Annotated in this window: 26 protein-coding genes; 23 read left to right on the top strand and 3 right to left on the bottom strand. The window is 28.8% G+C overall.

Annotated elements, in window-relative coordinates; translation table 11 throughout:
- Window positions 1-126 precede the first annotated feature (126 nt).
- The 14 genes from rpmJ (at window position 127) to hisIE (ending at window position 9727) form a co-directional block, all read left to right on the top strand.
- Window positions 127-240: a 50S ribosomal protein L36 gene (gene rpmJ / locus A2J15_RS06765; protein ID WP_066778934.1), complete on the top strand. Its 114-nt coding sequence runs from the start codon at window positions 127-129 to the stop codon at window positions 238-240.
- Between the two features lie 2 nt (window positions 241-242).
- Complete coding sequence (gene rpsM, locus A2J15_RS06760; protein WP_066778936.1) at window positions 243-608, top strand: 30S ribosomal protein S13; 366 nt, start codon at window positions 243-245, stop codon at window positions 606-608.
- 9 nt (window positions 609-617) lie between these two features.
- Entirely contained in the window at window positions 618-1010 is a 393-nt protein-coding gene (gene rpsK, locus A2J15_RS06755; protein WP_066778939.1) for a 30S ribosomal protein S11, read from the top strand.
- A 27-nt stretch (window positions 1011-1037) separates the two neighbouring features.
- The gene (gene rpsD / locus A2J15_RS06750) at window positions 1038-1664 is read left to right on the top strand and encodes a 30S ribosomal protein S4 (protein WP_066778941.1); all 627 of its coding nucleotides are present in this window, start codon (window positions 1038-1040) and stop codon (window positions 1662-1664) included.
- A gap of 12 nt (window positions 1665-1676) precedes the next feature.
- Window positions 1677-2690: a DNA-directed RNA polymerase subunit alpha gene (locus A2J15_RS06745; RefSeq protein WP_066778944.1), complete on the top strand. Its 1014-nt coding sequence runs from the start codon at window positions 1677-1679 to the stop codon at window positions 2688-2690.
- 4 nt (window positions 2691-2694) lie between these two features.
- A complete protein-coding gene (gene rplQ / locus A2J15_RS06740; RefSeq protein WP_066778946.1) occupies window positions 2695-3048 on the top strand; it encodes a 50S ribosomal protein L17 in 354 nt (117 codons plus the stop codon).
- Window positions 3049-3216: 168 nt separating this feature from the next.
- Window positions 3217-4116 carry an ATP phosphoribosyltransferase gene (gene hisG, locus A2J15_RS06735; RefSeq protein WP_066778956.1) on the top strand — a complete coding sequence of 300 codons (900 nt, stop codon included), beginning with the start codon at window positions 3217-3219 and terminating at the stop codon, window positions 4114-4116.
- A 7-nt stretch (window positions 4117-4123) separates the two neighbouring features.
- On the top strand, window positions 4124-5410 hold the full coding sequence (gene hisD / locus A2J15_RS06730; protein ID WP_066778959.1) for a histidinol dehydrogenase: 1287 nt from the start codon (window positions 4124-4126) through the stop codon (window positions 5408-5410).
- Window positions 5407-6465: a bifunctional histidinol-phosphatase/imidazoleglycerol-phosphate dehydratase HisB gene (hisB, locus tag A2J15_RS06725; protein ID WP_066778962.1), complete on the top strand. Its 1059-nt coding sequence runs from the start codon at window positions 5407-5409 to the stop codon at window positions 6463-6465. The genes hisD and hisB overlap by 4 nt, the downstream gene beginning before the upstream one ends.
- Complete coding sequence (locus A2J15_RS06720; protein ID WP_066778964.1) at window positions 6462-6947, top strand: DpnII family type II restriction endonuclease; 486 nt, start codon at window positions 6462-6464, stop codon at window positions 6945-6947. Before hisB ends, A2J15_RS06720 begins: the two co-directional genes overlap by 4 nt.
- A 93-nt stretch (window positions 6948-7040) precedes the next feature.
- Entirely contained in the window at window positions 7041-7628 is a 588-nt protein-coding gene (gene hisH, locus A2J15_RS06715) for an imidazole glycerol phosphate synthase subunit HisH (RefSeq protein ID WP_066778967.1), read from the top strand.
- A complete protein-coding gene (hisA, locus tag A2J15_RS06710) occupies window positions 7625-8353 on the top strand; it encodes a 1-(5-phosphoribosyl)-5-[(5-phosphoribosylamino)methylideneamino]imidazole-4-carboxamide isomerase (RefSeq protein WP_066778970.1) in 729 nt (242 codons plus the stop codon). The genes hisH and hisA overlap by 4 nt, the downstream gene beginning before the upstream one ends.
- On the top strand, window positions 8335-9102 hold the full coding sequence (gene hisF / locus A2J15_RS06705; protein WP_066778973.1) for an imidazole glycerol phosphate synthase subunit HisF: 768 nt from the start codon (window positions 8335-8337) through the stop codon (window positions 9100-9102). The genes hisA and hisF overlap by 19 nt, the downstream gene beginning before the upstream one ends.
- 1 nt (window position 9103) lies before the next feature.
- A complete protein-coding gene (gene hisIE / locus A2J15_RS06700) occupies window positions 9104-9727 on the top strand; it encodes a bifunctional phosphoribosyl-AMP cyclohydrolase/phosphoribosyl-ATP diphosphatase HisIE (RefSeq protein WP_066778975.1) in 624 nt (207 codons plus the stop codon).
- 91 nt (window positions 9728-9818) lie between these two features.
- On the opposite strand, the gene A2J15_RS06695 is transcribed toward hisIE, so the two are convergent.
- Both A2J15_RS06695 and A2J15_RS06690 read right to left on the bottom strand, forming a co-directional pair.
- Window positions 9819-10979, bottom strand: coding sequence for a tetrahydrodipicolinate N-succinyltransferase N-terminal domain-containing protein (locus A2J15_RS06695; protein ID WP_066778978.1), 1161 nt, complete (start codon window positions 10977-10979; stop codon window positions 9819-9821).
- A gap of 24 nt (window positions 10980-11003) precedes the next feature.
- The gene (locus A2J15_RS06690) at window positions 11004-12113 is read right to left on the bottom strand and encodes an Mrp/NBP35 family ATP-binding protein (protein ID WP_066778980.1); all 1110 of its coding nucleotides are present in this window, start codon (window positions 12111-12113) and stop codon (window positions 11004-11006) included.
- 123 nt (window positions 12114-12236) lie between these two features.
- On the opposite strand from A2J15_RS06690, the gene A2J15_RS06685 reads away from it, so the two are divergent.
- The 6 genes from A2J15_RS06685 (at window position 12237) to prfA (ending at window position 17299) form a co-directional block, all read left to right on the top strand.
- Window positions 12237-13352: a bifunctional 2-C-methyl-D-erythritol 4-phosphate cytidylyltransferase/2-C-methyl-D-erythritol 2,4-cyclodiphosphate synthase gene (locus tag A2J15_RS06685; protein WP_066778985.1), complete on the top strand. Its 1116-nt coding sequence runs from the start codon at window positions 12237-12239 to the stop codon at window positions 13350-13352.
- Window positions 13349-14236 (top strand): DNA-binding transcriptional response regulator, encoded by an 888-nt coding sequence (locus tag A2J15_RS06680; RefSeq protein ID WP_066778987.1) that lies wholly within the window; start codon window positions 13349-13351, stop codon window positions 14234-14236. Before A2J15_RS06685 ends, A2J15_RS06680 begins: the two co-directional genes overlap by 4 nt.
- Complete coding sequence (locus A2J15_RS06675) at window positions 14214-15371, top strand: sulfate adenylyltransferase (RefSeq protein WP_066778990.1); 1158 nt, start codon at window positions 14214-14216, stop codon at window positions 15369-15371. Before A2J15_RS06680 ends, A2J15_RS06675 begins: the two co-directional genes overlap by 23 nt.
- Window positions 15372-15373: 2 nt before the next feature.
- Entirely contained in the window at window positions 15374-15874 is a 501-nt protein-coding gene (locus A2J15_RS06670) for a phosphatidylglycerophosphatase A family protein (protein ID WP_066778995.1), read from the top strand.
- A 78-nt stretch (window positions 15875-15952) separates the two neighbouring features.
- Window positions 15953-16216, top strand: a complete 264-nt coding sequence (gene rpsT / locus A2J15_RS06665; protein WP_066778998.1) for a 30S ribosomal protein S20 — start codon at window positions 15953-15955, stop codon at window positions 16214-16216.
- A gap of 15 nt (window positions 16217-16231) precedes the next feature.
- Entirely contained in the window at window positions 16232-17299 is a 1068-nt protein-coding gene (gene prfA, locus A2J15_RS06660) for a peptide chain release factor 1 (RefSeq protein ID WP_066779001.1), read from the top strand.
- Window positions 17300-17310: 11 nt separating this feature from the next.
- On the opposite strand, the gene A2J15_RS06655 is transcribed toward prfA, so the two are convergent.
- Window positions 17311-18063, bottom strand: coding sequence for a HugZ family heme oxygenase (locus A2J15_RS06655; RefSeq protein ID WP_066779004.1), 753 nt, complete (start codon window positions 18061-18063; stop codon window positions 17311-17313).
- Between the two features lie 195 nt (window positions 18064-18258).
- Here A2J15_RS06655 and A2J15_RS06650 point away from each other — a divergent pair, with 195 nt between their 5' ends.
- Genes A2J15_RS06650 through A2J15_RS06640 form a run of 3 tightly spaced genes read left to right on the top strand, consistent with a single transcriptional unit; the run spans window position 18259 to window position 22110 of the window.
- The gene (locus A2J15_RS06650) at window positions 18259-20379 is read left to right on the top strand and encodes a TonB-dependent receptor (protein ID WP_066779007.1); all 2121 of its coding nucleotides are present in this window, start codon (window positions 18259-18261) and stop codon (window positions 20377-20379) included.
- Window positions 20354-21340 carry a FecCD family ABC transporter permease gene (locus tag A2J15_RS06645; RefSeq protein ID WP_066779010.1) on the top strand — a complete coding sequence of 329 codons (987 nt, stop codon included), beginning with the start codon at window positions 20354-20356 and terminating at the stop codon, window positions 21338-21340. Before A2J15_RS06650 ends, A2J15_RS06645 begins: the two co-directional genes overlap by 26 nt.
- Window positions 21340-22110, top strand: a complete 771-nt coding sequence (locus A2J15_RS06640; protein ID WP_066779013.1) for an ABC transporter ATP-binding protein — start codon at window positions 21340-21342, stop codon at window positions 22108-22110. Before A2J15_RS06645 ends, A2J15_RS06640 begins: the two co-directional genes overlap by 1 nt.
- Window positions 22111-22112: the final 2 nt, after the last annotated feature.

Below are 22112 nucleotides of genomic sequence, written 5' to 3'. Positions count from 1 at the left end.
ATTACATCAAACTCTATGAAAGAAGTATTTTTAAAATCTACCACTTATTTTAAAAATAGTTGGTTATTCATAAAAAAACCTGATGTAGTCGTAAATCAAGTGGAATTTATTTACAAGGAGATTCTCATGAAAGTGAGACCATCGGTTAAAAAAATGTGCGATAAATGTAAAATAGTTCGCCGCAAGGGTATAGTTCGCATTATTTGCGAAAATCCAAAACATAAACAAAGACAAGGATAAATATGGCTCGTATTGCAGGTGTTGATTTACCAAAGAAAAAAAGAATAGAGTATGGACTAACCTATATTTATGGTATAGGACTTTTTACTTCAAAAAAAATCTTAGATAAAGTAGGAATTTCTTATGATAAAAGAGTTCATGAATTAAGCGAAGATGAAGCAGCAGCAATCAGAAAAGAAATTCAAGAAAACTACATGGTAGAAGGAGATTTAAGAAAACAAGTTGCTATGGATATTAAAGCACTAATGGATTTAGGAAGCTTTAGAGGCTTAAGACATAGAAAAGGTTTACCAGTTCGTGGACAAAAAACAAAAACAAATGCAAGAACTAGAAAAGGTAAACGCAAAACTGTTGGTGCAAAATCATAAGGATAAATCATGGCAAAAAGAAAAATTGTAAAGAAAAAAGTAGTTAAAAAAAATATAGCAAAAGGTATTGTTTACATTAGTGCAACTTTTAATAATACTATGGTAACTGTTACAGATGAAATGGGAAATGCTATTGCTTGGAGTAGTGCAGGTGGATTAGGATTTAAAGGTTCTAAAAAATCTACTCCTTATGCAGCACAACAAGCAGTAGAAGATGCTTTAAATAAGGCAAAAGAACACGGAATTAAAGAAGTAGGTATTAAAGTGCAAGGACCAGGAAGCGGTAGAGAGACTGCTGTTAAAAGCGTAGGTGCTATAGAAGGTATTAAAGTAACTTTCTTAAAAGATATTACCCCATTAGCTCATAATGGTTGCAGACCACCTAAACGTCGTCGTGTCTAAAATATAAGAAAAATTTAGGAGAATATTATGGCAAGATATAGAGGACCAGTAGAAAAATTAGAAAGACGCTTTGGTGTTAGCTTAGCATTAAAAGGAGAAAGAAGGCTAGCAGGTAAAAGTGCCCTAGATAAACGCCCTTATGCACCAGGACAACACGGAGCAAGAAAAGGGAAAATTAGCGAATACGGATTACAACTAAGAGAAAAGCAAAAAGCTAAATTTATGTATGGCGTAAGTGAAAAACAATTCCGTCGTTTATTCAGCGAAGCAGCTAGAAAAGAAGGGAATACTGGGGTTTTACTTATACAACTTTTAGAACAAAGATTAGACAATGTAGTTTATAGAATGGGTTTTGCTACAACACGCCGTTTTGCTAGACAACTTGTAACTCATGGACATGTTTTAGTAAATGGCAAAAGGGTAGATATTCCTAGTTTTAGAGTAGAAACTGGAGCGAAAATTGAAATTATTGAAAAAAGCAAAAACAATCCACAAATTACAAGAGCTATTGAGCTTACAGCACAAACTGGTATAGTTGCTTGGGTTGATGTTGAAAAGGACAAAAGATTTGGAATTTTCACTAGAAAACCTGAAAGAGAAGAAGTTGTCATTCCAGTAGAGGAAAGATTTATCGTCGAGCTTTACTCTAAATAATAAGGGCTAAATATGAGAAATATTACAACATCAGCTTATACGCCAACAGAATTTACGATAGAAAATATTAGCGATACTGTGGCTAAAATCAGTGCTTGGCCTTTTGAGATTGGTTATGGAATCACCCTAGCCCATCCTCTACGCCGCTTACTTTATACTAGCACTATAGGATATGCTCCCACTGCAATTTATATTGATGGTGTAGCTCACGAATTTGATAGTATGCGTGGTATGCTTGAAGATATAGCACTTTTTATTATCAATCTTAAAAAACTACGTTTTAAAATTAAAAATGATTCTAATAAAGAAATAGTAGAATTTAATTTTAAAGGTTCTAAAGAAATTTATGGTAAAGATTTAAATAATGATCAAGTAGAAGTAGTCAACACAGATGCTTATTTAGCAACTATTAATGAAGATGCAGAACTTAAATTTACCTTAATCATTGAAAAAGGTATTGGTTATGTTCCAAGCGAGGAAATTAAAGAACTTCTTGATGATCCTAAATTTATTGCTCTTGATGCATTTTTTACACCCGTAAGAGAAGCAACCTATGATATTGAAAAAGTTTTATTTGAAGATAATCCTGATTATGAAAAAGTAGTTTTAACTGTAGCAACTGATGGGCAAATCACACCTAATGAAGCTTTTCAAAATGCTTTAGAAGCTATGTATAAACAATTATCAGTATTTGATAAGATTACTAATGTTAGAAGTATGATCAAAAATCAAGCAACGAGTAATGAATTAGAAAATACAAAATTATTACAAAATATCACAGATTTAAATTTAAGTGCAAGAAGCTATAATTGCCTCGAAAAGGCAGGAATAGTTTACATAGGAGAACTTGCTTTAATGAGTGTAAATGAACTAGCAGGACTTAAAAATTTAGGTAAAAAATCTCTTGATGAAATTAAAAATATTATGGAGAGTATAGGTTTTCCTGTGGGAACTTCTAAGCTTAGCGATAATAAAGAAATACTTAAAAATAAAATCGCAGAATTAAAAGCACAAAACGAAGGATAAAAGAATGAGACATAAACATGGATATAGAAAACTTGGCAGAACTTCATCTCATCGTGCTGCCTTATTAAAAAATTTAACCATAGCTTTAGTTAATAGTGGCAAGATTGAAACAACCTTGCCAAAAGCTAAAGAATTAAGATCTTATATAGAAAAATTGATCACCAGAGCAAGACTTGGAGATTTTAACGCTCATAGAGTGGTCTTTGCTTCTTTACAAGATAAAAACGTTACAAATAAACTAGTCACAGAAATTGCTCCAAAATTTAAAGATCGCAATGGTGGATACACAAGAATTATTAAAACAAGAATACGCCGCGGTGATGCTGCTGAAATGGCTTTTATTGAATTTGTAGCTTAATATCCTAGCCTTGCTAGGATTTATCTTTTTATTTTTTTTAAAAAATAAAAAAAGCTTCAAATATTATCTTAAATAAAAATTAAATTCATTTATTTTAAAAAGCCTTGCTAAAAATTCAACTACTTATGCTAATATAGTCATTTTAATTTTAATTTCTAAGGATATGATATGCAAGAAAATACTCGTTTGAGTATAGCTATACAAAAATCAGGTAGACTTTCAAAAGAATCTATAGATCTGCTCTTAAAATGTGGGATTAAAATGCATATCCATGAACAAAGTTTAATTGCTTTTTCTACAAATTTACCTATAGATATTTTACGCGTTAGGGATGATGATATCCCTGGACTTATTTTTGATGGGGTTGTAGATTTAGGAATTATAGGAGAAAATGTTTTAGAAGAAAATGAACTTGAACGTCAATCTTTAGGCGAAAATCCAAATTATAAATTATTAAAAAAATTAGATTTTGGTTTTTGTCGTCTTTCTCTTGCCTTACCTCAAAATAAAAAATTTGATAATTTAAAAGATTTTGAAGGCTTAAGAATAGCTACTTCTTATCCACAACTTTTAAGACGTTTTATGAAAGAAAATCATATAAATTACAAAAATTGTATGCTAACAGGTTCAGTTGAAGTAGCTCCAAGATCTAATTTAGCTGATGCAATTTGCGATCTGGTTTCAAGTGGTGCAACTTTACAAGCCAATAACCTTAAAGAAGTTAAAGTAATCTACCAATCGCGTGCTTGTTTAATCCAAAAAGAAAGTGTTCTAAGTAAAGAAAAACAAGCTTTAGTAGATAAAATTATGCTACGCGTTTCAGGAGTTATGCAAGCAAAAGAATCAAAATACATTATGCTACATGCCCCAAAAGAAAAACTTGATAAAATCCAATCTTTATTACCAGGAGTTGAAAAACCGACCATTTTGCCTTTAGCGCATGATGAAAAAAATGTAGCTTTACACATGGTAAGTAAAGAAAATCTTTTTTGGGAAACTATGGAAGCCTTAAAAGAAGAAGGGGCGAGTTCCATTTTAGTTTTACCTATAGAAAAAATGTTAAAGTGAGTCAAAAATGCAAATTTTAATTTATGATAATTTAAATCAAAAACAAAAAGAAGAAGCTTTAAAACGTCCAGCTATAAAAGCACAAGATGAAATCACAAAAATAGTAAGTTCTATCATTAAAGAAGTCCAAAAACAAGGTGATGAAGCTTTAATCAATCAAGCTTTAAAATTTGATAAAGCTAAAATTACAAATATCGCAATCACTCAGGAAGAAATCCAGCAAGCAAGTACACGCTTGGATCAAGACTTAAAAGAAGCAATTTTAGTAGCTTATAACAATATAAAGAAATTTCATGAAGCACAAATCCCTCATGATATTTCTCTTGAAACTACTAAAGGGGTTAAATGTGAAGTTTTAACACGTCCTATAGAAAAGGTAGGACTTTATATACCAGGTGGATTAGCACCTTTATTTTCAACTGTTTTAATGCTTGCTATTCCTGCAAAAATTGCCCAGTGTGAAAAAATTGTTTTAGCAAGTCCTGCAAAAATCCATGATGCTGTACTTTTTTGTGCCCAACTTTGCGGTGTAGATGAAATTTATCAAATGGGTGGCGCAGGAGCTATAGCAGCTTTAGCTTATGGAACACAAAGTGTTACAAAAGTAGATAAAATTTTTGGTCCAGGCAATGCCTTTGTTACTGAAGCTAAACGTCAAGTTAGTAATGATATTAATGGAGTAACCATTGATATGCAAGCAGGTCCTAGCGAGGTTTTAGTCATAGCTGATGAAAAAGCTAATGTGGAATTTGTAGCCAGTGATTTATTATCTCAAGCTGAACATGGAGCAGATTCTCAAGTTATTTTAATATGCTTAAGTGAAGACTTTGCTAAAAAAGTAAGCAAACAAATTGATGAGCAAATTCAAAAACTTCCAAGATATGAACTTGCAAGCAAAAGTATTAATCATTCAAGAATTATTATTGCTAAAGATTTAAAACAAGCATTAGAAATTTCTAATGCTTATGCCCCAGAACATTTAATCATACAAACTCAAAATCCACGTGAACTTTTAAAAGATGTTAAACATGCAGGATCAATATTTTTAGGAGCTTATTCTCCAGAATCTATGGGAGATTATGCAAGCGGGACTAATCATGTTTTACCAACTTATGGTTTTACTAAAACCCATTCTAGCTTAGGTTTAGCTGATTTTAGTAAAAGAATGACAGTACAAGAACTTAATAAAGAAGGTTTTTTAGCCTTAAGTAAAAGTGTTACAATTTTAGCTCAAAATGAGTGTTTACAAGCACACAAAAATGCAGTAACTTTTCGTTTAAAGAGTTTAAAATGAGTCAAAAAATTCTTTTTATTGATAGAGATGGAACCTTAATAAAAGAACCAAAAAATGACTTTCAAGTTGATTCTCTTGAAAAATTATATTTTGAAAAAGATGCTATTCCTGTGCTTTTAAAGCTTAAAAATTTTGGTTTTAAATTTGTTATGGTAAGCAATCAAGATGGTTTAGGAACCCATAGCTTCCCACAAAAAACATTTCAAAACCCTCATGAAAAAATGCTAGATATTTTACAAAGTTGTGGGATAGAATTTCAAGATATTTTTATTTGTCCGCATTTTGAACATGAAAATTGTACATGTAGAAAACCAAAAACGGGTTTATTAGAAGAATATATCAAACACCAGCTTTATGATAAAGAACAAAGTTTTGTTATAGGTGATAGAGATAGTGACATAAACTTAGCTTCAAATTTAGGTATACGTGGTTTAAAATATGGTATTTTAACCTGGAAAGATATAGAAAATGAAATTTTAAGCTCTTTTAGAAGTGCAAATTATGAAAGAACCACCAAAGAAACAAAAATCAGAGTAAAAGTGTGTTTAAACGGTGGAAAAATAGATATTCATACAGGTATTGATTTTTTTGATCATATGTTAGAACAAATTGCCATACATGCTAATATAGGACTTGAAATTTTTTGTAAAGGTGATTTAGAAATTGATGAACACCATAGTGTTGAAGATGTAGCCTTAGCACTTGGTACTTGCATTAAAAAAGCTTTAGGAGATAAAATAGGTATTGCAAGATATGGTTTTTGTTTACCTATGGATGAATGTTTAGCAAGTTGTGCGATTGATTTTTGTAATCGTCCTCATTTAATTTATAAAGCAAAATTTAAAAAATCCCACCTAGGAGCCTTAAGCACAGAAATGATAGAACATTTTTTTTATTCTCTAAGCTATACTATGGGAGTAAGTTTACATTTAAAAGTAAAAGGTAAAAATGAACATCATAAAGCCGAAGGACTTTTTAAAGCTTTTGCAAAAGCTTTAAAAATGGCAATTAAAATTGAAAGTGAAAAATTAGCCAGCTCTAAAGGGATAATATGAAAAACAAGCTTACTTTTAACGGTTTTATAGACAAACCACAGCCTACAAATACATATTTAGGATTTTATATAGATTGGGAAAAATGTTTAAAAAATAAAGATAAAATTGAAATGGCTTTAAATTATTTAAATCTGTTATTAAAAGCTAAAAAAAAACAATTACAAAGAAAAATTAAAACACTTTTTAAAGAATATCCAAAAGTTTTCAATATTTTACCTTTGTTAATTACAATTAAAAATGCTGCTAATAATAAACTATTTAACAGCCAAGGTCAAATATGTGTTATGAGTTCTTGCTTAAAAACACCATATAAAATTTATAAATTTATTCATCAAAGCAAATTATCTAAAATATTTTACAATGAAAAAATTAAAAATTTAAACGATTTTGCATTTGGAATAGAAATGGAACTTAATACCAATGCAAGAAAAAATTATAGGGGTGATAATTTTGAGAAAGAAAATCAATTTATCAATAACTAAAAAGAAAGAATTGCAAATTAATTTTAATGCTATTAAAAATAAAATTAATAATTTAAAATCATTAGATAAAAACAGTTTGTTTCAAGGAGCAATATGAAACTAATTATTATCGATACAGCTTGTGCCAATTTAGCATCTTTGAAATTTTGTCTTGATAGACTAGGCTTTAATGCTAAAATCAGCAAAGATTTAAAAGATTTAGAAAATGCAGACAAACTTTTTTTACCAGGTGTTGGAACAGCATTAAAAGCAATGAGTAATCTAGAAAATTTTAATCTAATACATTTCATTAAAAACACCAAAAAACCTTTACTTGGCATTTGTTTAGGAATGCAAATTTTAGGAGATTTTTCAGAAGAACTCGATCAAAAAACTCTAGGCATCATCCCTTTTAAAACTCAAAAATTTAAACTTGCAAAAGAATATTCTTTACCTCATATGGGATGGAATAAAATCACAAGCTCTCACCCACTCTTTAAAGGATTAAATGGAGCTTATTTTTATTTTGTACATAGTTATCATGTAGCATTAAACAACCACACTATAGCTACAAGCGAATACGGGGTGCAATTTAGCGCAAGTTTAGCAAAAAATAATTTTTATGGGGTGCAATTTCATCCTGAAAGAAGTGCTGAAACAGGAGAAATTTTAATATCAAATTTCATTAAGGATATAGCATGATAATCCCTGCACTTGACTTGATTGATGGAGAAGTAGTGCGTCTTGTCAAAGGTGATTATAAACAAAAAAAAGTATATAAATATCATGCTTTAGAAAAATTTAGAGAATACGAAAATGCAGGAGCAACCTGGCTTCATTTAGTAGATTTAAACGGGGCAAAAAATCCAAACAAAAGACAACTTAGCTTAATAAAAAAATTAGCCGCTCAAGTTAATGTCAATTTACAAGTAGGTGGTGGAATTCGCACCAAAGAAGAAATAAAAGCCTTACTTGATTGTGGAGTAAAACGTGTAGTAATTGGCTCTTTAGCGATTACAAATCCTAAACTTTGTATTGACATGTTAGAACACTTTGGAAATGAAGTTATTGTTTTAGCACTTGATACAATTTTAAAAGAAGATTATATGATAGCTATTAATGCTTGGCAAGATACTAGTGATAAAAAACTTTTAGAAGTTTTAAAATTTTATAATACCAAAGGTTTAAAACACATACTTTGTACTGATATTTCAAAAGATGGTACCATGCAAGGAAGCAATACTACACTTTATAAACTCATACACAAAAACTTTCCTAACATTCATACTCAAGCAAGTGGAGGTGTAGCAAGCTTAGAAGACCTTAAAAAACTAAAAGGTGTTTGTAGCGGGATTATTGTAGGCAAAGCTTTACTTGATGGAATTTTTAGCGTAGAAGAAGGGATAAAATGCTTACAAAACGCATAATTGCATGTTTAGATGTAAAAGATGGTAGAGTGGTAAAAGGAACACAATTTAAAAATCATAAAGATATGGGAGATATTATAGAACTTGCAAAATATTATTCTCAAAATGGCATTGATGAACTTGTATTTTATGATATTAGTGCTAGTGCTAAAAAAGAACGTATTTCAAGAGAATGGGTAAGCAAAGTAGCTAAAAATATTAATATCCCTTTTTGTGTAGCAGGAGGGATTAAAAGCGAAGAAGATGCAGCAGAACTTTTAGCCCATGGAGCAGATAAAATTTCTATTAATTCTCCTGCTTTAAATGATCCATATCTTATCACACGTTTAGCAAAAAGTTTTGGTGTACAATGTGTTGTAGTAGGGATTGATAGCTTTAAAGATAAAAATGGAAATTTAAAAGTTTTTCAATACACAGGTGATGAAAACACTAGCAAACATAGTGGAAAATATACACTTGAATGGATTAAAGAAGTACAAGATTTGGGTGCTGGAGAAATAGTACTAAACATGATGAATCAAGATGGTCTTAAAAATGGCTATGATTTAGAACAATTAAAAATAGGAAAAAAAGAATGCAAAGTACCCTTAATTGCAAGTGGTGGAGCAGGCAAAATGGAACACTTTTTAGAAGCTTTTAAGATTGGAATTGATGGAGCTTTAGCAGCCTCTGTTTTTCATCAAAAAACCATTAATATTAAAGAATTAAAAAATTACTTAAAAACTCAAGGTTTAAATGTAAGGATATAAAATGCAAAATTTCCAAAGCTTAAATGAAAAAATCAATTGGGAAAAAATAAAGGGACTTATCCCTACTATCATACAAGATGCAAAAACTTGCGAAGTTTTAATGTTAGGTTTTATGGATAAAAAAGCTTTAGAAAAAAGTTTAGAAAATAAAAAAGTTGTATTTTTTTCACGTAGTAAAAATCGCCTTTGGATGAAAGGTGAAAAAAGTGGGAATTTTTTAAATATCATTGATTTAAGTCTTGATTGTGATAATGATACACTTTTAATTTTAGTCAATCCCATAGGTCCTACTTGCCATTTAAACAATATTTCTTGCTTTGAAAAACTATCTAAAAATGCAGACTTTGTCTTTTTAGCTAGACTGGAAAAACTTATAAATTCACGTAAAAATGCTGATGAAAACACTTCTTACACTGCAAAACTTTTGAAAAGTGGTACTAAACGTATCGCACAAAAAGTAGGTGAAGAAGGTGTTGAAACTGCCTTAGCAGCAACTATTAAAAACAAAGATGAACTTATTTGTGAAGCGGCTGATTTAATATATCATTTAAGTGTTTTACTTGCTGATGCGAATTTAAGTTTTTCAGATATTATTGCTAAACTTAAAGAAAGACACAAAGAATAAATTTTTATTGCAATATTTTTAAAAATTTACAAATCAAAAAAATAAGAAAATTGTACATATATAATAAAAGCCTATTTGAGGCTTTTATTTGCTAATGTAAAGCCTCATTAAGTTTAACTGCCTTTTTATTTAAACTTACTATCATTGCACCACTAATAGAATCTTGGCGGAAATGAAGCCCATTTAATCCTTTAAGCTCAATACCCTTATAAATGTCTTTACTAAAATCAAAACAAGGATTAAGTTTAACAAGATCCTCACGATCTTTAAGTAAAAATTTAGTACCTTCTAAAACTGCAATACCTGCATCTACTATACAATTATCTCCCAAAGGAATGCCTGTAACTGAATTAGCCCCCAAAAGACAAGCTTTACCCACACTTATAGCATTTCCACTTGTTCCACTTAAAACGCCTAAAATTGAAGCCCCTCCACCTATATCAGAACCTTCACCCACAATAGCACTTGAACTAATGCGTCCTTCAACCATACAAGCACCTGTTGTACCTGCATTAAAATTCACATAAGATGCTCCTGGCATTACAGTTGTACCAGCAGCTAAACAAGCACCCATTCTTACTTTAGAACTTTCTAAAATTCTTGTATTATCCTCAGGAATAATATGAGCTAAAAATTGTGGAAATTTATCAACAAAATCAATTTTTGGATATTGATTACTCATTTTTAAACGCATTTCATTTTCTCTTAAATATTCTAATTCAAAGGGTTTATTATCACTCCATGCTACATTACTTAAAAGTCCAAAAGCACCATTGAGATTTAAACTTCTTAAAGGAACCTTTTTAGTGGAAAGTAAATAAAGCTTTAAATAAACACTCTCAACACTTAAAGGTTCTTTATCTTCAAAAAGACACACAAAAGCAAACTCATCATCTTTAAATTTATCTTTAACAATTTTTAAAAGATCTATATTTTGATGCCCTTCTTCTTCTAAAAAAGGTTTAAAACATGAAAGCGCAAAATCAATATCCTCTAATTTTAAAACCTGAACAAATTCACTTGCATTAAAATCAATCTTTATCCCTCTTAACATAAAAGCTTCAAGCATAATAGCTGCTGATCCAAAGTTTTGCTCATAATTTATTAAAGCAAAACTAGCTTGCAAGATTTTATTCTTATTAAGCTGACCTCTATCAAGCCTTGCTATACCAAAAGCCTTGGGCTTTTTATATCCACTTTTTTGCTCGATTTGTTTAACTAAAAGTAAAAAATCCTCTTTAGTACTAATCATTTTATTTTCCTCAAAATAATAAATTTAATGTGAAGAACAAGCACTTTTTCCATTCATCACAGGTTGAATAGCAGAATTATCACCGCCACCTTCATTATTAACCCTTTCTATAAAAGTCCAAATTTTTTCAGCTGCCATTAAATACCGTTTAGAGCTGATACTTTCAGGATGATAAAAACTTACAGGTCTACCTTCATCTCCTCCTTCCCTTATTATCATTTCAATAGGAATTTGTGCTAAAACCTCGCTTTTGTAAGCCTCAGCCATAGCCAAAGCTGTACCTTTACCAAAAATATCATATTCTTTACCATTATCAGGACATAAAAACCCACTCATATTTTCAATAACACCAGCAATAGGAATATGAAGCTTATTAAACATATCTAAAGCTCTTTTATTATCATCTAAAGATACAATTTGAGGGGTACTTACACACACACCAGCAGTAATTGGAATACTTTGAGCAGAAGTGATTTGCGCATCACCTGTTCCTGGAGGCATATCTAAAAACAATACATCAAGTTCAGGCCAAATCACATCAGCCAGTAATTGTTCAATAGCTTTCATAATCATAGCTCCACGCCACATAAGCCCTTGTCCTTCTTCAATTAAAACCCCCATACTCATCATATAAATGCCATGAGTTAAAATAGGTTTTAATCTTTGACCTATAACTTCGGGTTGAGTTTTAGTTTCACCCAACATCCTTGGAATATTTGGCCCATAAATATCAGCATCTAAAACCCCTACTCTTTTACCCATTTTAGCCATAGAAATAGCTAAATTTACCGTAGTTGTAGATTTACCTACCCCTCCTTTTCCACTTGAAACCATAATAAAATTTTTAACTTGTGGAACAATATTTTTACCGCTTCTTGAATTACTTTTTTCTTCAGGAATTTTTGGAGCAATAATATTTAATTGTATATTCTTTAAATTTAAACTTGATAAAGCTTTTTGAGCATTTTGACGAATTTCATTTGCTACTTCAGGATTTGCTGAAACAATTTGTATATCAATACTTACATTATCATTTTCAATTTTAATATCTTTTACGAAATTAAAACTCACTATATCTTTTTCAAAACCAGGATATTTTACTTCTTGTAATTTTTTTAAAATTTCTTCTTTCATTATTTTCCCCATAATTTTTTAAAATCAATTTTACTAATAAAATTATAAAATTTAGCTTTTTATAAGTGTATAATATGGTAACATTACACAAACTAACTATACCAAAATTAGGATCAAAATAAAGTGAATAAAATTAGTCTTATTATGCTAGCAGCTGGCAATTCTACTCGATTTAACACTGGTGTAAAAAAACAATTTTTACGACTTGGGTGTGATCCGCTTTGGCTTTATGCAACAAAAAATTTAAGCTCTTTTTATAATTTTGATAAAATTATTATCGCTTCAAATGATATTACTTATATGAAAAAATTTGCCAAAAATTATGAATTCGTAGAAGGGGGTAATACTCGTGCACAATCTTTAAAAAAAGCCTTAGAACTTGTTGAAAGTGAATTAGTAATGGTAAGCGATGTTGCAAGAGTATTAATCAGTAAAAACCTATTTAAACGCTTAATTGAAAACATAGACAAAGCAGATTGCATTACTCCTGCTTTAAAAATAACAGATACAACCCTTTTTGATAATCAAGCCCTACAAAGAGAAAAAATCAAACTTATTCAAACTCCTCAAATTTCTAAAACTAAATTGCTTAAAAAAGCCCTTAATCAAAATTTAGATTTTACAGATGATAGTACTGCAATAGCAGCTATAGGAGGAAAAATTTGGTACATAGAAGGGGAAGAAAGTGCGAGAAAACTCACCTTTAAAGAAGATTTAAAAAACTTTGATTTACCTAAACCTAGTTTTGAAATTTTTAATGGCAATGGTTTTGATGTCCATGAATTTGGAGAGAATCGACCCTTGCTTTTAGGCGGTATACAAGTACATGCTAGCATGGGTTTAAAAGCACACAGCGATGGAGATGTTTTAGCACACTCTTTAACTGATGCCATCTTAGGTGCAGCAGGACTTAAGGATATAGGCGAACTCTATCCTGATACGGATATGAAATTTAAAAATGCTAATTCTATGCAACTTTTAAAACAAGCTTACGATAAGGTAAAAGAAGTAGGCTTTGAGCTTGTTAATATAGACATTTGCATAATCGCACAAACACCTAAACTCAAAGATTTTAAAGAAGCTATGCAAACAAATATAGCAAATACTTTAAATATTGATGAATTTAGAGTTAATATTAAAGCTACCACAACAGAAAAATTAGGTTTTATTGGTAGAGAGGAAGGAATAGCTGTACTTAGCAGCGCAAATTTAAAATATTTTGATTGGACAAAATTATGAAAGTTTTAATTATAGAAAATGAAATTTATTTAGCACAAAGCATTAGTATTAAATTAAGTGACGTAGGATATCATTGTGAAATTATTAGCTCATTTGATGAATATAATCATGAAAAATATTATGATATTATACTACTTTCTACTAATACTAATAATTTTTTAAAGGCTGTGACAGAATTTAAACATAGTATTATTATTTTACTTATTTCTTATATCAGCACAGATACTGTTTCAAATCCTTTAAAATTAGGTGCTAGTGATTATATTCAAAAGCCTTTTATGATAGAAGAATTAATCAGAAAAATTAAACACTATCAAGATTTTAGAAAACTTTCAATCCTTAATGAAGCTTATCGTAATTATATTAAATCTCGACTAGAAACAGTTAAAATTGCTGAATATAATTATAAAAAATTAAAACTTCCTTTAATTTTAAAATCTAATAAACAAAGCAGTGCAGATGCTTTTGTGTTTAATTATATTAATGAATACAATATTACTCTTTCTTTTATAGATTTAACCATTACCAATGCAGTAGAAAAAGCTATAAAACTTCCTACAGAAAACAATCTTTTATTTTTAAGTAATTTTCAAGCTTTAAAAGCGGTAGAAAGGGAAAAACTTTTAGATTTTATACAAAATAAAAATGTTATTTTACATACTAATTCAAATACAGATGATTTAAATTTTCATTGCATCAATTTAAATGATAATGAAAAAAATATAGACAGTAATGAAATTTTAACTATAGATGAATATGTAAAATATATTATTATAAACTATCAAAATATCTTTCCAGATACAGATCTTTCAAAAAAGTTAGGCATTTCACGTAAATCTTTATGGGAAAAAAGGAAAAAATATGAAATCAGTAAAAAAAAATAAAAGCATTAAGATAGATCAAAATGAATTTGGGATTTTTTCTTTAATCAAAGAAGGTTTACTTGGCACTTGTACTCATTTAATGGATGAAAAAGAAGTAAAAGAAATAGTAAAAACTGGTAAATTTAAAGGAGAAAGCTTCCCTTATCCTTTAAGTTTTACTCCAAAAAATGAAGACACTTTACACAATATTAAAAGTGGTACTCAAATTGATCTTATATTAAAAGAAGAAATAGTTGGACATATAGAATTTAAAACTAAATTTAAAAATAATAAAAATTTTTCTGATATTTTTAGCCCTAACACTTGCTCATTAGAAGATATGGGCGCAACTTATATAAGTGGAGAAATAGAAATTTATCATTCTCCAATCCAAGAAATAAAAGCAAATTTTCAAGAAGTTAAAAACAATCTTAATGCTCAAAAAATTACTGCTATAGTTTCAAGTTTTGATCCTTTACATAGAGCTCATGAAAGAATGTTTCGTTGGACTATAGATAAAGCAGATTTAGTTGTCCTTTTTCTAATAGAATCTTATGAAAACAATGGTTTAGATTTTACACTTAAAGAAACTTATTTAAGAAATTTTATACAAAATTATTTACCGCCAGATAGAATTTTTATTTTTCCTTTAAAAGATATTAATATTTTTCATGCTCATTTAAACCCTGGCTTAGAAAGCATTATTGCAAAAAGTTTAGGTTGTACCAAACTCGTTGTAATGCAAAATCATACAGGACTTGGAATGTTTTATGATCATAACCAACCCAAAACCATACTTGATGATTTTTCTAAAGATTATGGTATAGAAGTCATTGTTTTACCCGAATTTGTATTTTGTGATCAATGCCGTATGATTGTTAGTACAAGATCTTGTCCACATGGTTCCCACCATCATTTACATTATAATTCTCAATCTTTAAAAGATTTATTAAGAGCAGGTATTATTCCTCCAGCAATTTTTATGCGTAAAGAAGTATCAAGTATCATTTTAGCTTCTCTTTTTCCAAATAGATTAAAAAATATGCAAAAAATGTATAATGAACTTTTTTCAACTAATGGAATTTTAGAGTATAAAAATGATGAAGAATTTTATCAAAAACTTTTAGAAATTCATCAAATGTCTTATATGGTGTAATCATGCAAAAATTATTTTTAACCTTTTTTTATTCAGGTTGCACAAAAAAAGCAAGTGGGACTTTTGGAACTATTGCGGCTTTAATTCCAGCTTTTTTCATACTCAAATACTTAGGAATTAGTACTTTATTTTTACTTAGTATTTTAATTTTTATTATAAGTATTCGCATCATAGATGATTATGAAAAACAAACAGGTATTCATGATGATAAGCATATTGTTATTGATGAAGTTGCAGGGGTTTTTCTAGCTTGTGCCATTGCCGCAAGTGCTGAAAACTCAATCATTAATTTTATCATGGCTTTTATTTTATTTAGATTTTTTGATATTACAAAACCTTCTTTAATTGGAAAAATAGATAAAAAAGTCAAAGGTGGATTAGGAGTTATGCTTGATGATATGCTAGCAGGATTATTTGCTGGTTTATTAAGTAGCATAATTTATGGATTTTTAATACGATTTAATCTTTTAATATGGGATATTAAGCTAGAAGATTTATTTTGAAATTTTTCTTAAATTAATTAAATTTTAAATTTTATTCTTATATAATTTAGTCTTTAATTTAAAAAAAGGAAAATATAAATGGCAAACCATAAATCTGCTGAAAAAAGAGCAAGACAAACTATTAAAAAAACAGAAAGAAATAGATTTTATAGAACAAGACTTAAAAATCTTACCAAAGCAGTAAGAGAAGCTGCTGCAAATGGAGATAAAAATACTGCAAATGAAGCTTTAAAAATAGCAAATAAAAGTATTCATGCTATGGTAAGTCGTGGTTTTCTTAAAAAACAAACAGCATCAAGACGTGTAAGTCGTTTAGCCCTTTTAGTAAATAAAATTGCATAATTTTTTATCATTTTAATGTTAATTAGTAAATTAGATCCTTTTTTAAAACGCTTTGAAGAATTAAATTCTCTTCTTAGTAAAACTGATATCATTAATGATATCAGTAAAATGACTGCACTTTCTAAAGAACAAAAAAATTTAGAACCTATTGTTTTAAAAACTAAAGAATACTTAAAAACCATACAAAATATAGAAGAAAATAAAGCTTTAATCAATGATTTTGAACTTGGAGAACTTGCAAAAGAAGAATTAAAAATTCTTGAAGAAACTAAAATCCAGCTTGAAAAAGAACTCAAAATCTTATTAATCCCCAAAGATCCTAATGATGAAAGAAATATTTTTCTTGAAATTCGAGCAGGCACAGGTGGAGATGAAGCCTCTTTATTTGTAGGAGATCTTGTAAAAGCTTATGCAAAATATGCTGAAAATCGTGCTTATAAACTTGAAATTGTAAGTTCTAGTGAAGGAAGTGTTGGAGGATTTAAAGAAATCATTATGCTTATTAAAGGTGCGGGTGCTTATTCAAGATTAAAATACGAAGGTGGCACACATAGAGTTCAACGTGTCCCTCAAACAGAATCTCAAGGTCGTGTACACACTTCTGCTATTACTGTAGCAGTAATGCCAGAAGTTGATGATATAGAAATTCAAATTAATCCCAACGATCTTAAAATTGATGTGATGCGTTCTTCAGGACATGGTGGACAAAGCGTCAATACCACAGATTCAGCTGTTCGCATTACCCATATACCTACAGGTATAGTAGTGGTAAATCAAGATGGAAAAAGTCAACATAAAAATAAAGAAAGCGCCATGAAAGTTTTAAAAGCAAGACTTTATGAAATGCAAGAAAACGAAAGATTAGCTCAAGAAAGTCAAGCAAGAAAATCTCAAGTAGGTAGTGGAGACAGAAGTGAGCGTATACGCACTTATAATTTTCCACAAAATCGTATTAGCGATCATCGTATTAATCTTACTTTGTACCGCTTAGATGCTATTATGGAAGATGGGCTTTTTGATGAAATTATAGAACCTTTAATCGCTCATTATCAAGCCCAATCTTTACAAAAAGAAAATTTATAATTTTAAAAATATTAAGATTTATGTGGAAATTGATGGGGATTCTTAGAACCTACATGAGTTATATTACCATTTTCTATATCATAAGCTTGACCAAAACCTTTAACAAAACGACCCTTTCCAAACTCAAGCTTAACTAAATGAAAATCAAGCATTGTACGTATAGTTTTAATACCACCTTGAGCTCCTGTTTGCCTTTCAAATTCATCATAAATCTTATCAAATTGTTCACCACGCTCTAAAAAACTTGCATTAGCCCTATAACGCAATCTTTTACGTAATATCACAGATGCTGCCTTGCTCTCATCTTCTAAAAACATTATTTCTATATTATTTGGATTATCTTTAATATTATTAAAATGCTCGCTTACTTCACTAATATAAATATAATTTCCCCACTGAGTGCTTATAAAAGGTGCATATGAGCAAACAACTTCACCTTGTGCATTTAAAGTTGCTAAAGATACAGAATTAAAACTTAACATAAAATCATTAAATTCTTTCTCTATAGCATTAAAATTTTGTTCACTCTTTGCACCCATACAAAGAGATATAATAGTATCTTTTATGGTGTTTTCATCTGCTTTTTTAGGAAATTCTATACGCAAATTTTCATTGTTATTATAAACAATATCCAAGCCATTAAAATCAACACTCTTTAAAAAAACATCTTTAAGATCATTGATGCCGCCAAATTTTTTACAAAGATCTATTAAATTAGATTTGTGATGATCATTCATATGAGAAATAATACTTTCAAAATTCATTATTTAGCCTTTCTTAGTTTTAAAATAAAATTCCAATATAAAAATGGTATCAATTATCAAATTAAAAAGGACTTAAATAATAAATAAATTATTATTTTAACAAAAATTTATACTAAATTAAGTGAATAAAGGATAAATTTCAATTTAAATTATAATGATATAAATTATCATATTCATTTTATTTAAGGAGTTATTTTGCAACAAAATACAAAGGTTTTAAAATTGTCTTTGTTGATATTTTTAAGCACAACATATGTAAATTCTCAAGAATTAAATGAAAGTATTAATTTACAAAAAGTTGTTGTAAGTGCAACAGGCTTTGAACAAGATGCAGATAAGAATTTACGCAATACCATTATCATTGATGGTAAAGATTTACAAAAAAAAGGATTTAATACCTTAGAGCAAGCTTTAGAAAGAATTGCAAATATTAGTTTTGTCAATTTTGGATTAGGTCGCAATATAGATATGCGTGGGCAAGGAAATAAAGCTAATATAGCCGTAAAAGTTATGGTTGATGGACGTAGTATTAATTTACTCGATAATTCTCATGGTATAACACCTTTACAAAGTATCAATTTAAATAATATAGAACGCATAGAAATTATACCTGGAGGTGGTTCTGTTTTATATGGAAATGGTACAAGAGGCGGGGTAATTCATATCATTACAAAAAAACAAAAAGCAGACTCTTTTGCCATTAATTTTAAAAACAATAATTATGATGATGATAAAATTAGTGGTGATTTAGGTTTTGATGGGACTAAAAAAATCAATGAAAATCTAGCACTAAATTTTAATATACAAGGATTTTATCATAAAGGATATCAAGAAGGTTATAGTCAAAAAGGTTATTTTATCAACACAAAAACTTATATAAATACTACTAATGATGCTACTATAAGCTTAATTTATAATTATTTTAAAAGTAAAGATACTAGTAGCGGATACTTAACAAAAGCACAAATACAAAAAAATCCAACTCAAAAAGGCGATAGTGATAATATCTCACAAACTTATAAGCCTGAAATTGCTTTAAATTATCATTATTATTTTAATGACATATGGGAATTTGATTTAGAAACTTTTTGGCAAAACCAAAAAATAAAATATCTTAAAGATATATCTACAATAAATTATAAAAGTTTAAATGTTCCTATATATCAAAACGGAAGTGGTTTTGAAGATACACTCACAGGTATTAATTTAAAAAATAAACTCCATTATACTGATAATTCTTATTTTATTTTTGGCTACGAATTTGCAAATCATGATGCAAAAAGAAAAAATATTATCCACTATGATATCAATCAAGTCTCATTTACAATGAATCATACTATGACAACACTCATGGATATGAATAAACTAAGTCATTCTGTTTTTGCACTTGATTCTCATGCATTAAATGATATTTTAAACCTTTTAACTGGAATAAGATATGAATATAGTCTTTATAATACAAATAAAAACTATACAAGCAATATGACCCTATTGAAAAAATATAAAAATAATAATGAATTTTTTAATACAGAGGATATAAGCCATAATTTCGCTTTTGAACTCACTCCTAATTTTCAATACTCAAATACAGGAAAATTTTATATCAAATATGAAAGAGGTTTTATTTCACCTACTCCTGCACAATTTATCAATAAAGATCAAAAAACTCAAAAATACTATACTGCTAATTTAGATTCTGAAATCTTTGATACCTTTGAATTAGGTATAGAAGATTTTTGGTGGGATTTTTATGGTTTTAATTTAACTTTATTTTACACTTTAAGTAAAGATGAAATTGCTTATCTTGGAAATCCACATGCTACAAATGGAGCATTTTGGAAATATTATAATATAGATCAAACACGCCGTTTAGGAATAGAATTAAACCTTAATCAAAATTTTTTAGATGATATATTAATCTTTAAAGAAAGTTTAACTTATCTTGACGCTACAATTTCTAAAGGTGTTAATAAAAATCTTAAAATTCCTTATGTTTCTAAAATAAAAGCTAGTGCTGGAATTGAATACAGCTGGAGTAAAAATTTATCAAGCTTTATAGATTTAACTTATTTTTCTAGAGCAAAAGATGGAGGAATTATAGATGAAAAAACAGGAAAAATGTCTAAAAATTCTTGGATAAAAGATTATTTTTTAACAGATATAGGCATCAATTATAATTATAAAAATTTACAATTTTTAGCAGGCATTAGAAATCTTTTTGATAAAAAATATTATACCTATCAAGATAGCATTAATGATCAATATTTACCTGGAAATGGCAGAAATTACTATGTTGAATTTAAATATACATTCTAAAAATTTAATCATTTTAGGACTTTTTCTAGCCTATATTATTAGCTGTTTTACTGCACTTTGCTTAGGAGATGAAAATTTAAATCCTAAACAACTTTTTTCTTATATTTTTGGAGAAGATGAAATTTTACGCCAAATCATAATCCATGGACGCTTACCTCGCATCATAATGGCTATTTTAATTGGAATGCTCTTAGCTAGTAGTGGGGCTATTACTCAAAATGTATTTTCAAATCCTATAGCAGACCCTTATATCATAGGCATAGCTTCTGCAGCAACCTTTGGCGCAGTATTAGCATATTTATTAAAATTAGCTGATTATTATTATGGAATTATAGGCTTTATTTGTTCTGCCCTTTTTGCATTAATGGTATTTAAAATTTCTTCTAAAGCTTCTATAGCTAGTTTACTTATCATAGGCATAGCCACTTCATCTTTTTTAGGTGCTTTTACTTCTTTTTTTACCTATCTTATAGGAGAAGATTCTTTTAAAATAGTAGCTTGGCTTATGGGAAATATAGGAGTAGCCTCTTGGTTTCATGTAAAAATACTGATTTTACCACTACTATTTTGCTTGCTTTATTTTTATGCTCACAAAAATGAATTAAACATACTTTTAAGCGGGGATGATGAAGCTAAAAATTTAGGAGTTAATGCTCAAAAATTAAAAATCAATTTACTTATTGTCTCATCTTTGGCTGTATCATTTGCAGTTGCTTTTACAGGACTTATAGCCTTTGTTGGGCTGATTATACCTCATATTATAAGACTTGTATTAAAAAATTATGACAATGCTTTAGTAATACCATTTTGCACTATACTTGGAGGACTTTTTTTATTAATTTGTGATACCTTAGCAAGAACTCTTATAGCTCCTGTACAAATTCCTATAGGAGTTTTAACTGCATTTTTTGGAGCCCCTATATTTTTATATTTAGCTTTAAGGGCTAGGAGATTTTTATAATGCTAAAAATAGACAATTTAAATTTTTCCTATTATAAAAAAAACTTACTTAAAAACATTAATTTAGAACTTAAAAGTCAATCTTTTATTGGTATTTTAGGTCCTAATGGATCAGGAAAAAGTACACTTTTAAAACTCATGCTTAAAAACTTAAAACCTGATTCAGGAGAAATAAGTTTTTTTAATACCAACATACAGCAATTTTCCCTTAAAGAATTTTCTAAAATTTGTGGTTTTGTCCCTCAAAATTCAGGATTAAATACACCATTAAAAGTAATAGATATACTTTTAATGGGAAAATATATTCATTTAAAACATACTTTTAGCTCTTATACTCAAGAAGATATTTTAGAAATTACAGAATTTTCAAAACACTTCAAACTTGAAAATTTCTTAGAAAGAAATGTACTTTCTTTAAGTGGAGGAGAATTCCAAAGAGTACTTTTAGCAAGAGCCTTATTAAAAAAACCAAAAATTCTCTTTTTAGATGAAGCCACTTCAGCACTTGATTTAAACTATGCTATAGAACTTTTAAGCCTTTGTGAAAAATTAATCAAAGAAAAAAACATAACCGTCATTGCTATTTTACATGATTTAAATTTAGCTTCTATATTTTGCGATAAAATAATTTTTCTAAAAGAAGGAAAAATTCAATATTTTGGAACAAGTAAAGAACTCTTTACTAAAGAAATTTTAAAAGAAATTTATAATTTAAATTGTGAAATTATCTATAAAAATTCTAAACCTTATATCTTAATTTTAAAGGAGTAAAA

The sequence above is a fragment of the Campylobacter hepaticus genome (genome assembly GCF_001687475.2).
In the GTDB taxonomy this organism is placed as follows: domain Bacteria; phylum Campylobacterota; class Campylobacteria; order Campylobacterales; family Campylobacteraceae; genus Campylobacter_D; species Campylobacter_D hepaticus.
Note: the sequence above shows the minus strand (reverse complement) of the source record. Positions and strands in the feature narration are given on the sequence as shown.

Bases quoted from the DNA above. Each gene is read 5' to 3' on its own strand.
- A2J15_RS06675 (WP_066778990.1), top strand. From the start codon at position 14,214: ATGAAATCAGTAAAAAAAAATAAAAGCATTAAGATAGATCAAAATGAA.
- rplQ (WP_066778946.1), top strand. From the start codon at position 2,695: ATGAGACATAAACATGGATATAGAAAACTTGGCAGAACTTCATCTCAT.
- rpsD (WP_066778941.1), top strand. From the start codon at position 1,038: ATGGCAAGATATAGAGGACCAGTAGAAAAATTAGAAAGACGCTTTGGT.
- hisH (WP_066778967.1), top strand. From the start codon at position 7,041: ATGAAACTAATTATTATCGATACAGCTTGTGCCAATTTAGCATCTTTG.
- rpsT (WP_066778998.1), top strand. From the start codon at position 15,953: ATGGCAAACCATAAATCTGCTGAAAAAAGAGCAAGACAAACTATTAAA.
- A2J15_RS06645 (WP_066779010.1), top strand. From the start codon at position 20,354: ATGTTGAATTTAAATATACATTCTAAAAATTTAATCATTTTAGGACTT.
- hisF (WP_066778973.1), top strand. From the start codon at position 8,335: ATGCTTACAAAACGCATAATTGCATGTTTAGATGTAAAAGATGGTAGA.
- hisG (WP_066778956.1), top strand. From the start codon at position 3,217: ATGCAAGAAAATACTCGTTTGAGTATAGCTATACAAAAATCAGGTAGA.
- hisB (WP_066778962.1), top strand. From the start codon at position 5,407: ATGAGTCAAAAAATTCTTTTTATTGATAGAGATGGAACCTTAATAAAA.
- A2J15_RS06640 (WP_066779013.1), top strand. From the start codon at position 21,340: ATGCTAAAAATAGACAATTTAAATTTTTCCTATTATAAAAAAAACTTA.
- A2J15_RS06695 (WP_066778978.1), bottom strand. From the start codon at position 10,979: ATGATTAGTACTAAAGAGGATTTTTTACTTTTAGTTAAACAAATCGAG.
- hisA (WP_066778970.1), top strand. From the start codon at position 7,625: ATGATAATCCCTGCACTTGACTTGATTGATGGAGAAGTAGTGCGTCTT.
- A2J15_RS06745 (WP_066778944.1), top strand. From the start codon at position 1,677: ATGAGAAATATTACAACATCAGCTTATACGCCAACAGAATTTACGATA.
- A2J15_RS06690 (WP_066778980.1), bottom strand. From the start codon at position 12,113: ATGAAAGAAGAAATTTTAAAAAAATTACAAGAAGTAAAATATCCTGGT.
- hisD (WP_066778959.1), top strand. From the start codon at position 4,124: ATGCAAATTTTAATTTATGATAATTTAAATCAAAAACAAAAAGAAGAA.
- A2J15_RS06670 (WP_066778995.1), top strand. From the start codon at position 15,374: ATGCAAAAATTATTTTTAACCTTTTTTTATTCAGGTTGCACAAAAAAA.
- hisIE (WP_066778975.1), top strand. From the start codon at position 9,104: ATGCAAAATTTCCAAAGCTTAAATGAAAAAATCAATTGGGAAAAAATA.
- A2J15_RS06655 (WP_066779004.1), bottom strand. From the start codon at position 18,063: ATGAATTTTGAAAGTATTATTTCTCATATGAATGATCATCACAAATCT.
- rpmJ (WP_066778934.1), top strand. From the start codon at position 127: ATGAAAGTGAGACCATCGGTTAAAAAAATGTGCGATAAATGTAAAATA.
- prfA (WP_066779001.1), top strand. From the start codon at position 16,232: ATGTTAATTAGTAAATTAGATCCTTTTTTAAAACGCTTTGAAGAATTA.
- rpsK (WP_066778939.1), top strand. From the start codon at position 618: ATGGCAAAAAGAAAAATTGTAAAGAAAAAAGTAGTTAAAAAAAATATA.
- rpsM (WP_066778936.1), top strand. From the start codon at position 243: ATGGCTCGTATTGCAGGTGTTGATTTACCAAAGAAAAAAAGAATAGAG.
- A2J15_RS06720 (WP_066778964.1), top strand. From the start codon at position 6,462: ATGAAAAACAAGCTTACTTTTAACGGTTTTATAGACAAACCACAGCCT.
- A2J15_RS06680 (WP_066778987.1), top strand. From the start codon at position 13,349: ATGAAAGTTTTAATTATAGAAAATGAAATTTATTTAGCACAAAGCATT.